This is a genomic window from Pseudomonas sp. S1_G07, assembly GCF_054668565.1.
The window spans coordinates 1,322,953-1,336,540 of sequence record NZ_CP162778.1; the positions used below are offsets into that span (position 1 = coordinate 1,322,953).

Consider the following 13,588-nt stretch of genomic DNA (forward strand, 5'->3'; position numbering starts at 1 on the left):
AGAGGTGTTCTGACGGGAGGGCCCTACTTTTTTGGGCTTTTCTGGCATAATCCGGCCCACTTTTTTCGCGGTAGTAGTGCGCGACTTTCTACTACAAAACGTTTGGAGCACTCGGCCACAGGCCGACGGGGAAACTCATGACGCAAGCCAATAACGCCGTATACACCGATCTGAGTGTTGACGATCTGGTCAAAGAAGCCCTGCAGCGCGGTGAAGGCGTGCTTGCCGATACCGGCGCGCTGGTCGTAACCACCGGTCACCGTACCGGTCGTTCGCCGGTCGACCGTTTCATCGTTGAAGAGCCTTCCACCCAGGACGCCATTGCCTGGGGCCCGATCAACCGCAAGTTCCCCGCCGACAAATTCGATGCCCTTTGGGCTCGTGTAGAAGCGTTCAACAACGCGCAAGAGCACTTTGTGTCTCACGTGCATGTAGGGGCTTCCGAAGATCACTACCTGGCCGTGAAAATGACCACCCAGACTGCCTGGCAGAACCTGTTCGGTCGTTGCCTGTTCATCAACCCGCCCCAGTACAACCCGGCCGGCCGTGATGAGTGGCAAGTGCTCAACGTGGCCAACTTCGAGTGCGTGCCCGAGCGTGACGGCACCAACTCCGACGGTTGCGTGATTCTCAACTTCGCGCAGAAAAAAGTACTGATCGCTGGCATGCGTTACGCCGGTGAAATGAAGAAAGCCATGTTCTCGGTGCAGAACTTCCTGCTGCCGGCCTCCGACGTACTGCCGATGCACTGCGCCGCGAACATTGGCGAAGCGGGCGACGTGACCCTGTTCTTCGGCCTGTCCGGCACCGGCAAGACCACCCTGTCGGCCGACGAAAGCCGTTACCTGATCGGTGACGACGAACACGGTTGGGGCGAAGGCGTGGTGTTCAACATCGAAGGCGGTTGCTATGCCAAGTGCATCGACCTGTCCGAGAAGAACGAGCCGGTTATCTGGAAAGCCATCAAGCACGGCGCGGTACTGGAAAACGTGGTCATCGACGACGCCAAGCACGCCGATTACGCCGACGTGAGCCTCACCCAGAACAGTCGTGCCGCCTACCCGCTGGAACACGTGGCCAAGCGTTCCGAGAAGAACCTGGGCGGCGAGCCAAACGCGGTGATCTTCCTGACCTGCGACTTGACTGGCGTACTGCCGCCCGTGTCGATCCTCAGCGAAGAACAGGCGGCCTACCACTTCCTGTCCGGCTACACCGCACTGGTGGGCTCGACCGAAATGGGTTCGGGCAGCGGCATCAAGTCGACCTTTTCCACTTGCTTCGGCGCGCCATTCTTCCCGCGTCCGGCTGGCGAATACGCGGAGCTGCTGATCAAGCGCATTCGCGGTTTCGGCTCCAAGGTCTACCTGGTCAACACCGGCTGGACCGGCGGCGGCTACGGCGTTGGCAAACGCTTCAACATCCCGACCACTCGCGGCGTGATTGCAGCGATCCAGAGCGGTGCGTTGATCGGTGCGAAAACCGAACACCTCGACACCATCAACCTCGACGTGCCATTGGCCGTACCGGGTGTTGAAACCGGCCTGTTGAACCCACGCAACACCTGGGCTGACAAGGCTGCCTACGATGAAGCGGCGAAGGCGCTGGCTGGCCTGTTCATCGAAAACTTCAAGAAGTTTGAAGTGAGCGATGCGATCAAGGCTGCGGGTCCTAAGTTGTAAGATTTGCGAGTTGTGAAAAAGCCGCCTCTTGTGGGGCGGCTTTTTTATGCGCGAAAGGTTAGTCAACGATATGCAGAACCACCGCACCAACCAGTACGCTTGCACGGTCTGTTTTGAGCGCGGATCAGCAGATTAGCGCAAACCAATGTGGGAGCGGGCTTGCTCGCGAAAGTGGTGGATCAGTGAAAAATATCCAGCCTGATACACCGCCTTCGTGAGCAAGCCCACACACACATTTGACTCTCCGCGTTCCTTAAATCAACTGAGGTTCTCCAGCGTTTGGGTGTCCCAGCTGTGGGTCTTGATCGCCAGGTAGAGCATGCCGATGGTCAGCGGTACCTTCTCGCCGCGCCCCTTGGCTCGACGCTTGAGGAACACGTCAAAAACCGGCGGGTTGAAGTAACGATAAGTGTCGTAGTCGCCCAGGTCGAGGGCGAATTCCTGCTCCAGCGCTTCCATGAGTTGCTTGGCTTCACCGCCATCACAGCCCAGATCGAAATTGAGCGAGGTTTGCAGGCGAAGGGTCTTGTGTTTCGGCAGGCCGATTTCTTCGTGCAGCAGTTGCAGGAGTTGCTGCATGACGGGGTCTTCGGGGAAGTTGGGGGCGAGATTCATGGTGGGGGCACGCAGGAGTAGGTGAGGGGGATGGTTGCGTTGGAGGCGATATTGGTTTCGGGTGATCAGCAAGCGAATGCCGTAGCTGAAAGCGAGTACCGGAATGCTGTCCAAGTGTAGCTCGGTTATCCAGCGCGTGGCGCCCAACAATAGCGCCGGACCTGCAACCACGAGGGCGGTGCCGGCGCATGTTCTGAAGGCAGGACGCTTCATCTTTCTGTCGAGCAAGACGGCCAGTACGACAAGGATGATGAGGAAAACCCAAGGAAAATACTCGGTCATCGTTTCACCCGTATTGGTGCTTTGAAGATGACGCCTTAGTGTCCAATGTGTTGAGTCCTTTCTATGTTCACGGTTTTTGTCGAGACAGTTGAGAAGAAGCTAGTTTCGGACAAACCACGGGGAATTATGTAGAGGGTCAAGTGGGTGGTTGAAGTAGTTTGGGAAAAGGATGTCACGGCGTTTGAAGGTTTCTTACAGCGGTTTCCGGCATTTATGGCTTGGCAGCGACGCCAGAGGTGAAACTGGCCAAATATGGGCGCTGGACTTGCCCTAATGCCAGTCAGTTAAGCGCAGATCTCCTTTCGGCTGGCTTGCCCACGTGCCGCTGCTCGGCAGGGGAACTGACCGGTCACTTCTGTAGGTGCGAGGGGGACGCCTAGTTCTTGCTCGCGAAAAAACCGAGAACGCCGCGGGGGGTCAGGTCTACCGCGTTATCGTTGACGTTCTTCGCGAGCAAGCTCGCTCCTACAGTGGTACATGGCCGGCCGCCTGCGATGACGGTAGGTCAGGTATGAAATTGTTGCCTGATGCTCCGCTATCGCAGGCAAGCCAGTTCCCACAGGGTTCAGGTGTGTGCCTGACCGGGCGCTGCTTGTAGCTGTACGTGTTGCGCGTCTTCCAGCAAATCACAGCCGTCCTGGACGAGCAGGTACAAGGCGTTGGTGATGTGGGAGATGGTTTAATCGTTTGTGGTTCAATCAGACACTGACAGGCCTACTGATACACCGCTCAAAAATCGCCTCCAGCCCCCGATAATCACACGCCACCGCGTCAATATTCGCCGGTATCCAGGCCGCATGTTTCACCAGCCACCAGTTCACCGAAAACCCTGCATTCACGATGAGCTGTTCGAACAAAATCCGCTACGCCCGGCCGTTGCCTTCGCGGAAGGGGTGGATAACGTTGAGGTCGCCATACGCTTGGGCAATCTGCGTCACCAGTTCCGCCTGGTTCGCGCCGACAAACCAGTTAGCCACTTCCATATGCCGAATGATCTTTGCCGCTTCCGGCGGGATGCGTTCCGGGGTGCAGAACAGTGTGTCGCCTTTCTGGATGTTGACGCTGCGCAGCTCACCGGCCCAGTCGTAGAGTTCGCTGAACAAGGTGCGGTGGATGTATTGCAGGCGTTCGAGGTCATAGGGCGGCGGGAAGAGGGGGAAGGCCGCCTACGGCGATTTCAGATAATTCTCGCTCGGCCTGGTGCAGGCGGTGTTCGTCGAGCAAATCGAGGCGGTTGCGCAGGACGCTGCTACCGGGATAGCAATACGGATCCTGGCCCACTCCGTATTTGTCGAGCATCAGCGTGGGGTGTTGCGGTACTTGGCAAGGACGGCCTCGCGGGTCGGCAGGGATTTGTCGACATCGGCCGGTTGGGTGTCGAACCCTTCCAGGCGCAGGCTGGCCAGGTAATTGGAACGGCGGATCTTGTGGTAATGATCCTGCTTTTGCTCAAACGTCGGTTCGCTCATCGCAGCGTACTCCTGGGTAGCAAGGCTTGATTGTAGCGCAATGCTTCAGCGGGCAGGCAGGATAAAACTACGTCACATTCTGTATAAAAAATCCGCCAGCGGCCGCTATTCAGCGTATGTTTCACCGCAAAATCTTGTAGGGCGATTCCGCCCACTACTTAAAGGGAGTTAAGCATGGGTTTGCTTCGTGTCGCTTGGGCGATGTCATTGTGTGCGGTGGCTTTTTCGATCCAGGCTGAGCAATTGCCCATCGAAGTGCTTAGCGCGGTGGTCAAGGACCAGAAAATCGCCGACGCCGAAGTGCTGCTGCAGCGCAACGGCGCGCAGAACGTGGTGGGCCGCACCAACGCCCAGGGCCAAGTGACCTTGACCAGCGAGGCGGCCGACGATGCCAGCAATCTGCTGATTATCAAGAAGCCTGGCTATTCCAACCTGGTGGTGAAGTGCCCCTGCGCGGGCATGACCTACGCCATCAGCCCGGTCATGGAAAACCTTGACGGCCTGCGCGTGGTGCTGACCTGGGGCAAGACGCCGGATGATCTCGACTCCCATATGATCTTCCCTGGCAACAATATCTATTTCGAGAACAAAACCGGTACCGACGCCGAGCTGGACGTGGATGACACCGACAGCTATGGCCCGGAAACCATCACCCTGCAGAAGAAGCACTACGGCGAAAGCTACGTTTACGCGGTGCATGACTACAGCAACGGCGGCAATCCAGGCTCGCGCCAGTTGTCCAACAGCGAAGCCAAAGTGTTCGTGTACATGGGCCAATCCCTGGTACGCACTTACTACGTGCCGAAAAACCGCAGCGGTAACCTGTGGACGGTATTCCGCATGACCGGCAGCGGCGACTTCCAGGACATTAACACCTTCAGCGGCGTCACCGTGAATGCCGCGAATGTGCTCAACGAAGTCAAACCGTTGCTGGATGACAATGTTGCGGTCACGGCTGTGGCCGTCAGCTCTTCCGCACAAAGCGATGCGAAGCGTCTGAACGTACAAGGCGAAACAGCCTATCAGGCAGGTAACCTGGACCAAGCCATCGAGCTGTTCCGTCAGGCGATCGACCTGGACAATGGTTTCGGTAAAGCCTACGGCAACCTTGGCCTGGCCTACCAGAAAGCCGGCAACACCGCCGAGTCGATCTGGGCCAACCGCAAGGCCATTGCCCTGGCGACGGGTGCCAATGCCGCGACCGTGCGTGCTGGCGCCTACTACAACATTGCGCGGATCTACGAAGCGGCCGGCCAGTTCCCGGATGCATTGCGTCATTTCCAGCTGGCCAAAGAGCAGAAGGCCAACCCGGTGTACGACACGGCAATTGAGCGCGTGCAGAACCGCTGATGTGTTTGTAGTACAGCGCTAAAAGATGTGGGAGCGGCTCGCTAGAGCCAGCTCCCACATCTGATTTTGTGTTTTCAATTGGCCCTGGGCCATCTCCCCACCCTGTGTATCATCCTGTCTCTTTTTTCCATGCGACCTTTCTCGATTCGCTGCGCTTTCCGGGCTATGTTTTTGAGCCACAGTCAGCGGTCAATGGAGTGACAGCCTTATGCACGACACCCTCCAGCAGGTCTTTGGTTATCCACAGTTTCGTTTGGGCCAGGAACAAACCGTCCGTGCGGTGCTGGCCGGTCGTTCGGCGGCGGCTATTTTTCCGACGGGCTCGGGCAAGTCCCTGTGTTACCAGTTGTCGGCGGTGCTGCTGCCGCATCTGACTGTGGTGGTGTCGCCGCTGCTGGCACTGATGCAGGACCAACTTGGTTTTTTGCAGCGTCATGGCATTTCGGCGGGCAGTATCGATTCGGCCCAGAGCCGCGATGAGGCCAACGACGTCATGGCGCGTGCGCGTTCGGGCGAGCTGAAAATCCTGATGATTTCCGTGGAGCGTTTGAAGAACGAACGCTTTCGTAATTTCCTGCAAAGCGTGCAAATCTCACTACTGGTGGTGGATGAAGCTCACTGTATTTCCGAATGGGGCCACAATTTCCGTCCGGACTACTTGAAGCTGCCGGACTACCAGCGCCAGTTCAATATCCCCCAGGCGCTGCTGCTGACGGCTACAGCCACGCCGAAGGTGATTGTCGATATGCAGGCGAAGTTCGCCATAGCACCGGACGATGTGGTCACCACGGGCTTCTACCGGCCCAACCTCAACTTGCTGGTCGAACCGGTGAGCGGAGCCGACAAACGCAAACGGCTGGTCGCCTGGATGAACGAGCGAGCCAACCAGCCGAGCATTGTCTACGTCACCTTGCAAAAAACCGCCGAGCAGATTGCCGAACACTTGAACCGCAACGGCATCCAGGCCGAGGCGTATCACGCCGGTCTGCCCCACGACAAGCGCGAGGGCATCCAGCAGCGCTTCATGGGCGGGCAATCCAATTGCATCGTTGCCACCATCGCGTTTGGCATGGGCATCGACAAAAGTGACATTCGCAATGTGGTGCACTTCGACCTGCCCAAATCCATCGAGAATTACAGCCAGGAAATCGGTCGCGCGGGGCGTGATGGCCAGGCGTCCGATTGCCTGGTGCTGGCCAACCGCGACAGCCTCAACGTGCTGGAAAACTTCGTATATGGCGATACGCCCGAGCAGGATGGCATTCGTCGGGTGCTGGAGGACTTGCAGGCCGCGCGGGGCGATGGGCAGTGGGAGTTCTTGCTGAGGGCGCTATCGGACCACAGCAATATCCGCGAACTGCCGCTCAAGACGCTGCTGGTGCAACTGGAGCTCAAGGGCGTGATCGCGCCGCGCTACGCGTTTTATGCCGAATACCGTTTCAAATACCTGATCGAGCCTGACGCCTTGCTGGCACGGTTCTCTGGCGAACGGCAGCAGTTTGTCGCGGCGATCATCCAGGTGTGCAAACGCGCGAAAACCTGGGCGACGGTGGATTCGACACGCTTTACCAACAGCATAATGCCGGGCGCAGCCGCGTGGTGAAGGCGTTGGATTACTTCCAGGAGCAGGGCCTGATCGAGCTGGAAAGCAAGCAGATGACCGAGGTCTACAGCCTGCTGGATACGGATTTCGATCCACAGGCATTGGGCGTCGAGTTATACACAGGCTTCAAGCAGCACGAGGTGGCGCAAGTCGCGCGAATTCACGCCATGCTCGATCTGTTCGCTACCGAGCAGTGCCTGGGGCAACGCCTGGCCCGGTATTTTGGCGATGAAAATGCTCCGCAGCGCTGTGGGCATTGCTCGGTGTGCCACGGTCATGTCGCGCATTTGCCGGCACCGCCGAGTCTGTCGCCGCTTGTGGATAAAAACTTCATGGGACTGTGCGGTGATTTTATCCACAGGCATCATGAGCACACCGGGCATTTGCCGGGTGCCGAGCGCCTGACACGCTTTCTCTGCGGCATCAGTGTGCCGTTGTTTACCAAATTGAAGGCGCGGGGTATCCCAGGTTTTGCCGCGCTGGAGGACTACCCCTACGTCGAAGTACGCGAATGGGCCGAGGTCCATTTGAATGAGCTGTAAACCCACTTTCACGAGACGTGCCCATGCCTGACTCAGTGCCACACCGTGCCGATTACCCTCACTTCCAGCCGATCATTACGCGCTGGCACGACAATGATGTGTATGGCCACGTGAATAACGTCACCTACTACAGCTTCTTCGACACGGCGGTGAATACCTACCTGATCGAGCAAGGCGGGTTGGATATTCATGAGGGCGAGGTGGTGGGGTTTGTGGTGAGTTCGGCGTGCGATTACTTCGCGTCGGTCGCCTTTCCCGAGCGTATTGAAATCGGCCTGCGGGTGGGCAAGCTGGGGAACAGCTCAGTGCAGTATGAGTTGGCGGTGTTCAAGGCTGGCCAGGAAGAGGCCTGTGCGGCCGGACGTTTTGTGCATGTGTTTGTGGACAGGGGCACGAACCAGCCGGTGACGATTCCTGGAATGTTGCGCGAGGCGTTGCAGCGGTTGGTGATGTGACGCCGCGTTTGCAGGCGCAATGGACACCCAATGTGGGAGCCGGTCTTACCCGCGATGGCGCAGTGTCAGGCAATACTTCTAAACCTGATCCACTGCTATCGCGGGCAAGCCCGGCTCCCACATGAAATGGGCTGTGCTCTTCAGACTGCGTATGGATCAGTCGCGGTAGCGATGCTTGTTCTTGCGATGGCCATAGGCATGGCCCCGGCCTGGATGGTCGTCGCGGTAGTAGCGACGGTCGTCACGGCCACGATAACGGCGGTCATCGTCATCGCTCTTGTTGCCCATGTAGTTGCCCAGCGCACCGCCCGCGCCACCGCCGGCTGCGGAGCCGACCAGTGCGCCGGTGCTGCCACCCACGCTGCGGCCTACGACGTTGCCGCCGGCTGCGCCCAGTGCGCCGCCAATGGCGGCTTCGCCGCGGCTGCGCTTGTCGGCACCGACCGCACTGCCGCCTGCGCCACCCAGGGCCGCTCCGATGGTAGAACCGGTGTTACCGCCCAACTGCTGGCCAACGACAGAACCTAGAACCCCGCCCAATGCGCCGCCCACACCGGCTTCGGTGGTGCCACCGGCCATGGCTGCGCCACTGACCAGGCCAAGGGACAACAAGAGAATCGAGGAGAACTTCATTCGGGAAACCTCAAGAGGATGACGGCGCGATCCTGAGGCTGTGTCGAGATTGTGACAATAGAAATCCGACCAATAGCACGAGTTGTACACAATTCTCTAAGTTACTGTTTTAACTACGGAACTTAAGAGATTTTTGCGAGTCATTAGCTACTTCGGAACGGCCGCTTTTATACAAAAGCGGCCTTTTTTTGTGTGCGAAATGATCGGTCAGGCCGAACGCGACATGATCAAACCGCTCTCGCTCGCCGCTTCCAGGCGAATCGCCACAAACTTCGACGTCGGCGTATGGCTGCCATCGCCGGTGCTCTCGAGCGGTACCAGCGGATTCACTTCCGGGTAATAAGCCGCTGCCTGCCCCGCCGGAATATCAAACGCCAGCAAGGTAAAGCCCTTCACCCGGCGCTCACGCCCGTCTTCCCACAGCGATACGATGTCGGCCTTCTGCCCCGGTTTGAAGCCCAGGCGAATGATGTCGGCTTCGTTCACGAACAATACGTCACGCTGGCCTTTGACCCCACGGTAGCGGTCGTCCAGGCCATAAATAGTGGTGTTGTACTGATCGTGGGAACGCATCGACTGCATGATCAGGTCCGGTACCCTGCCGGTGGCATGGGTGCGTTCATGGATCAGGTCTTTGGGCAGCCTGTTCGGGCGGAAGTTGGCGCGGCCCGATGGGGTGTTCCAGCGGCGTGCCCCGGCGGAGTTACCCAAATAGAACCCGCCTGGGTGTTGGATCTTTTCGTTGAAGTCCTTGAAGCCTGGGATGGTGTCGGCGATCAGGTCGCGGATGCGCCCGTAGTCAGCCACCAGCCAGTTCCAGTCCACGGGTTTGCTGCCCAGGGTGGCAGCGGCGATGCCTGCGAGAATCGCCGGTTCGGACTTCATCAGCTTCGACAGCGGTTGCAGTTGGCCGTTGGAGCCGTGGACCATGCTGAACGAGTCTTCTACCGTGACTGCCTGTGGGCCTTCGGCCTGGATGTCGATGTCGGTACGGCCCAAGCAAGGCAATATCAGCGCGTCCTTACCGTGCATCAGGTGGCTGCGGTTGAGCTTGGTGCTGATCTGCACGGTCAGGTCGCAATTGCGCAGCGCCTCGAAGGTGCGGGTACTGTCCGGCGTGGCTTGGGCGAAATTGCCGCCCAGGCCGATAAACACTTTGGAGCGACCTTCAAGCATGGCGTGAATGGCTTCGACCACGTTGTGGCCGTTGGTGCGCGGTACCTGGAACTGGAAGCGACGCTCCAGAGCATCGAGGAACGCCACCGGTGGGCGTTCGTTGATGCCCATGGTGCGGTCGCCCTGCACGTTGCTGTGACCACGCACCGGGCACAGGCCTGCACCTGGGCGGCCGATATTGCCGCGCAGCAGCATCAGGTTGGCGATTTCCTGGATGGTCGGCACCGAGTGACGGTGCTGGGTGATCCCCATTGCCCAGCACATGATCACGTTCTTGCCTTTGGCATACATGCGCGCCGCTTGCTCGATCTCCACCAGGGGCAGGCCGGACTGCTCGGCGATTTCATCCCATGAGGTGTCATCGATCTGGCCGAGATAATCCAGCACGTTGGTGGTGTGCTCATTGAGGAAGTCGTGGTCGAACACCGCTTCTTTGCCCTCGGCCTGGGCCTGGCGTTCCCACAGCAGCAGGAACTTGGCCATGCCGCGCAGGATCGCCATGTCGCCACCCAGCGCCGGGCGGAAGTAGGCAGTGTTGGTCGGCTTGTCGCCGTTGGTGAGCATTTCCAGGGGATGTTGCGGGTGCTGGAAGCGTTCCAGGCCGCGCTCTTTGAGCGGGTTGATGCACACCACCTGGGCGCCGCGTTTCACCGCCTCGCGCAGGGGTTCGAGCATGCGCGGATGGTTAGTGCCGGGGTTCTGGCCCCACACGAAAATCGCATCGGCATGTTCGAAGTCATCGAAGGTCACGGTGCCTTTGCCTACACCGACGCTTTGCGCCAGGGCTACGCCGCTGGCTTCGTGACACATGTTCGAGCAATCCGGGAAGTTGTTGGTGCCGTAGGCGCGTACGAACAGCTGGTACAGATAGGCCGCTTCGTTGCTGGCCCGGCCCGAGGTATAGAACTCGGCCATGTCCGGGCTCGGCAGTGCGTTGAGGTGTTTGCCCACCAGGTCGAACGCCGCTTCCCAACTGATGGGGGTGTAACGGTCGGTCTCGGCGTCATAACGCATCGGCTCGGTGAGACGGCCCTGATACTCCAGCCAATAATCGCTCTGCTCCAACAACGCCGTGACGCTGTGCTTGGCGAAGAATGCGGCGTCGACGCGGCGCTTGGTGGCTTCCCAGTTGACCGCCTTGGCGCCGTTTTCGCAGAACTTGACCATGCCGCTTTCCGGCGAGTCGCCCCAGGCGCAGCCCGGGCAGTCGAAGCCGCCGTTCTGGTTGGTCTTGAGCATCATGCGCAGGTTTTTCAGCGCGTTGTCGCTGGTCAGCCACGCCTGAGCCACGCTGATCAGCGCGCCCCAGCCGCCCGCCGGCCCTTTGTACGGCTTGTAGCGCGGGGTGGGGGTTTGGTCGGCTTGATGATGATTGCTCACGGCTGATTCTCCATCGCAGGGCTGTAGACCCGCGGCGCACTTTTCTGCGGCAGGTGGATAAGGTTGAGGTTATGCCGGCGTGCCCACTGCAGGGCCAGGCCGGTGGGCGAGGACAGGCTGACCAGGGTCTGGATACCCGCCCGCAGGACTTTCTGGATCAATTCGAGACTGCAACGGCTGGTGACAATCGCCAGGCCGCCATCGGTCGGTATCTTTTGGCGGATCAGCGCACCGATCAATTTATCCAGGGCGTTGTGGCGGCCGATGTCTTCGCGGCCCAGCAGCAACTCGCCCTGGTTGTTCATAAACACGGCGGCATGCACTGCGCCGCTGTACTGGCCCAAGGGTTGGAACGCGCTGATGCGTTGGCGCAGGCCGTCGAGCCATTCGGCCGGTGGCAGCGGCGCGCCGCGAAGCACCTTGAGGTCCGGCAGCGCCTGCTCCAGCGCTTCTACGCCGCACAGCCCACAGCCGCTGGTGCCGGCCAATTGGCGGCGTTGCTGTTTGAGGTTCCAGAACGCGCGGCTGGAAATCTGCACCTGTGCGTATTGGGCAGAGCCCTCACCACTGAGTTTCAGGTCATAGATGTCGCTAACGTCGTCGATAATGCCACTACCGATACTGAAACCGACGATAAAGTCTTCGAGGTCGGTGGGCGTCACCAACATCACTGCCTGGCTGATGTCGTTGTAGGCAATCGCCAACGCCACCTCTTCCGCCAACGCGGTGCTGGCGCCGAGAGTGTGTTCGAGCGTGCAATATTGGTAGCTCTGGCTGGCGACGGGCGCGGGCGTTTCGAGAGCGGGCGCCGCGCAGGCTGGGCGCTTGGCGTTCATGAGGCAGTACCACCGGCGGATTGATCAGTGTTTAGACTAGGCGCGACAAAGCGTCGCGTCTAATTGCCAGTACTGATCTACCGATAGATGACGTCGATCAAGACTCTGTTTGCGATTTCTGATACAGCGCGAAACACGCCTCGGCCAACGCCGAGCGCGGTGCGCTGCGTCGCATGATCAGCCCCAGGCGGGCGAGTGTGTGAGCGTCTTCAATGGGTTGCAGGCGCAGGTGCTCGGTGAGCGCATCCAGGCCACCGTCCAACGGCATCACTGCGCAACACAGGCCGCCATGCACAGCTTGTAACAACTGATGCACCGCGTCGGTTTGTAACAGCGGCTGCGGGTGCAGGCCGCGGCTGTGAAAGTTGTGGTCGATGGACTGACGGAAGTGCATACCGCTGGTGAGCATGCCCAGCGGCAACTCGATCAATGCTTCCCAGCTCAGCGGTTTGTCGCCAAAACTGAAAAACCGCTGGTCGTAAAGCAGGCCCATGCGGGTTTCACCGAGGGCCAGGGAGTCGAAGCGCTCGTTGTCCAGGCGCTCGAGGTAGGACACCCCCAGGTCCAGGCGATTGCTCGCCAGCTGTTCCAGAATCTGTTCCGAGCTGAGCGCCGAGAGCTCAAAGCGCAGGCTGGGGTGTGCTTTATGAAGTTGTTGCATCAGCATCAGGGGATCGAAGCTCGACAGCGGTACCACGCCCAGTCGCAAAGTCCCCACCAGGTTGCCACGGCAGGCCGCCGCCTCGGCTTGCAAGCCGTCGTAGGCCGCCAGCACCGTGCGCGCCCAGGCCAGCACGCGTTCGCCGGGAGCGGTGAAACCCTCGAAACGTTGCCCGCGATTGACCAGGGGCAAGTCCAGCTCTTCTTCAAGACTGCGCAGGCGCATCGACAGCGTCGGCTGGGTAATGTGGCAACGCGCGGCCGCCTGGCCGAAGTGACGGGTTTCGTCGAGGGCGATGAGGAATTTCAGCTGTTTGATGTCCATCTTCGCTCCAGGGCTTATTCCAATGGCGGGGGGATTCTAGCGCGTTTGGGTCTTTGGTCGGGCTGGAACCCAAGTCTTTGGGGCTGGTCTAGTCTTGGGCATCTGGAAACCAAATCCTAAGGAGAGCGCACCATGAGCATTTTCAGCTTTATCAAAGAAGCCGGCGAAAAAATTGTCGACCTGCTGACGCCGGGTAATGCCAACGCGAGTGAGCAGTTGAAGGACCACGTGGCCAAGGTGGGGTTGGGCAACCCGAATGTGCAGACCACGGTTGAAGGCGACAAGGTGACCGTGACCGGCGAAGTCGCCACCCAGGAAGAGAAAGAGAAGATTCTGTTGGCGCTGGGCAATATTGCCGGTGTGGCCACTGTAGATGACCAGATCAGCGTAACCGGCCCGGCAGTAGCGGCAGCCCGGTTTGTGGTGGTTAAGAAGGGCGACACGCTGAGCGCGATTTCGCTGTCGGTATACGGCAACGCCAACCTGTACAACAAGATATTCGAGGCCAACAAGCCGCTGTTGTCGCACCCGGACAAAATCTATCCAGGCCAGACCCTGCGTATCCCTGAGTAATACGCAGATC

Annotated in this window: 10 protein-coding genes and 2 pseudogenes; 5 read left to right on the plus strand and 7 right to left on the minus strand. The window is 59.3% G+C overall.

What is annotated here, in order from left to right; genetic code table 11:
• The first annotated feature begins 137 nt into the window (after window positions 1–137).
• On the plus strand, window positions 138–1,679 hold the full coding sequence (locus AB4O05_RS06145; RefSeq protein ID WP_460132251.1) for a phosphoenolpyruvate carboxykinase: 1,542 nt from the start codon (window positions 138–140) through the stop codon (window positions 1,677–1,679).
• Between the two features lie 258 nt (window positions 1,680–1,937).
• Here the strand turns inward: AB4O05_RS06145 and AB4O05_RS06150 are convergent, their stop codons facing one another.
• The 3 genes and pseudogenes from AB4O05_RS06150 to AB4O05_RS06160 form a co-directional block, all read right to left on the minus strand.
• A complete protein-coding gene (locus AB4O05_RS06150; protein WP_460132250.1) occupies window positions 1,938–2,294 on the minus strand; it encodes a DUF1493 family protein in 357 nt (118 codons plus the stop codon).
• 980 nt (window positions 2,295–3,274) lie between these two features.
• Window positions 3,275–3,875: pseudogene (locus tag AB4O05_RS06155) on the minus strand (putative adenosine monophosphate-protein transferase Fic).
• The gene (locus tag AB4O05_RS06160; protein WP_460132248.1) at window positions 3,875–4,045 is read right to left on the minus strand and encodes a YhfG family protein; all 171 of its coding nucleotides are present in this window, start codon (window positions 4,043–4,045) and stop codon (window positions 3,875–3,877) included. Before AB4O05_RS06160 ends, AB4O05_RS06155 begins: the two are co-directional and overlap by 1 nt.
• Window positions 4,046–4,219: 174 nt before the next feature.
• On the opposite strand from AB4O05_RS06160, the gene AB4O05_RS06165 reads away from it, so the two are divergent.
• The 3 genes and pseudogenes from AB4O05_RS06165 to AB4O05_RS06175 all read left to right on the plus strand — a co-directional run bounded on the left by AB4O05_RS06165 (window position 4,220) and on the right by AB4O05_RS06175 (window position 7,995).
• The gene (locus tag AB4O05_RS06165; protein WP_460132246.1) at window positions 4,220–5,395 is read left to right on the plus strand and encodes a tetratricopeptide repeat protein; all 1,176 of its coding nucleotides are present in this window, start codon (window positions 4,220–4,222) and stop codon (window positions 5,393–5,395) included.
• A gap of 208 nt (window positions 5,396–5,603) precedes the next feature.
• Window positions 5,604–7,540 (plus strand): annotated as a pseudogene (locus AB4O05_RS06170) (RecQ family ATP-dependent DNA helicase).
• 23 nt (window positions 7,541–7,563) lie between these two features.
• Window positions 7,564–7,995: an acyl-CoA thioesterase gene (locus tag AB4O05_RS06175; RefSeq protein ID WP_460132244.1), complete on the plus strand. Its 432-nt coding sequence runs from the start codon at window positions 7,564–7,566 to the stop codon at window positions 7,993–7,995.
• 156 nt (window positions 7,996–8,151) lie between these two features.
• Here the strand turns inward: AB4O05_RS06175 and AB4O05_RS06180 are convergent, their stop codons facing one another.
• The 4 genes from AB4O05_RS06180 to AB4O05_RS06195 form a co-directional block, all read right to left on the minus strand.
• Window positions 8,152–8,628 (minus strand): glycine zipper domain-containing protein, encoded by a 477-nt coding sequence (locus tag AB4O05_RS06180; RefSeq protein WP_460132242.1) that lies wholly within the window; start codon window positions 8,626–8,628, stop codon window positions 8,152–8,154.
• Window positions 8,629–8,835: 207 nt separating this feature from the next.
• A complete protein-coding gene (locus AB4O05_RS06185; RefSeq protein WP_460132240.1) occupies window positions 8,836–11,184 on the minus strand; it encodes an FdhF/YdeP family oxidoreductase in 2,349 nt (782 codons plus the stop codon).
• On the minus strand, window positions 11,181–12,020 hold the full coding sequence (gene fdhD, locus AB4O05_RS06190; protein WP_460132238.1) for a formate dehydrogenase accessory sulfurtransferase FdhD: 840 nt from the start codon (window positions 12,018–12,020) through the stop codon (window positions 11,181–11,183). Before fdhD ends, AB4O05_RS06185 begins: the two co-directional genes overlap by 4 nt.
• Before the next feature lie 97 nt (window positions 12,021–12,117).
• Window positions 12,118–13,005 carry a LysR family transcriptional regulator gene (locus AB4O05_RS06195; protein ID WP_460132236.1) on the minus strand — a complete coding sequence of 296 codons (888 nt, stop codon included), beginning with the start codon at window positions 13,003–13,005 and terminating at the stop codon, window positions 12,118–12,120.
• 132 nt (window positions 13,006–13,137) lie between these two features.
• Between AB4O05_RS06195 and lysM the strand changes: the two genes are divergently transcribed.
• On the plus strand, window positions 13,138–13,578 hold the full coding sequence (lysM, locus tag AB4O05_RS06200) for a peptidoglycan-binding protein LysM (RefSeq protein WP_460132234.1): 441 nt from the start codon (window positions 13,138–13,140) through the stop codon (window positions 13,576–13,578).
• Window positions 13,579–13,588 lie beyond the last annotated feature (10 nt).

What these genes read in the sequence shown, in the direction of transcription:
- AB4O05_RS06180 (WP_460132242.1), bottom strand. Translation starts at nt 8,628, where the DNA reads ATGAAGTTCTCCTCGATTCTCTTGTTGTCCCTTGGCCTGGTCAGTGGC.
- AB4O05_RS06165 (WP_460132246.1), top strand. Translation starts at nt 4,220, where the DNA reads ATGGGTTTGCTTCGTGTCGCTTGGGCGATGTCATTGTGTGCGGTGGCT.
- lysM (WP_460132234.1), top strand. Translation starts at nt 13,138, where the DNA reads ATGAGCATTTTCAGCTTTATCAAAGAAGCCGGCGAAAAAATTGTCGAC.
- AB4O05_RS06150 (WP_460132250.1), bottom strand. Translation starts at nt 2,294, where the DNA reads ATGAATCTCGCCCCCAACTTCCCCGAAGACCCCGTCATGCAGCAACTC.
- AB4O05_RS06195 (WP_460132236.1), bottom strand. Translation starts at nt 13,005, where the DNA reads ATGGACATCAAACAGCTGAAATTCCTCATCGCCCTCGACGAAACCCGT.
- fdhD (WP_460132238.1), bottom strand. Translation starts at nt 12,020, where the DNA reads ATGAACGCCAAGCGCCCAGCCTGCGCGGCGCCCGCTCTCGAAACGCCC.
- AB4O05_RS06175 (WP_460132244.1), top strand. Translation starts at nt 7,564, where the DNA reads ATGCCTGACTCAGTGCCACACCGTGCCGATTACCCTCACTTCCAGCCG.
- AB4O05_RS06145 (WP_460132251.1), top strand. Translation starts at nt 138, where the DNA reads ATGACGCAAGCCAATAACGCCGTATACACCGATCTGAGTGTTGACGAT.
- AB4O05_RS06160 (WP_460132248.1), bottom strand. Translation starts at nt 4,045, where the DNA reads ATGAGCGAACCGACGTTTGAGCAAAAGCAGGATCATTACCACAAGATC.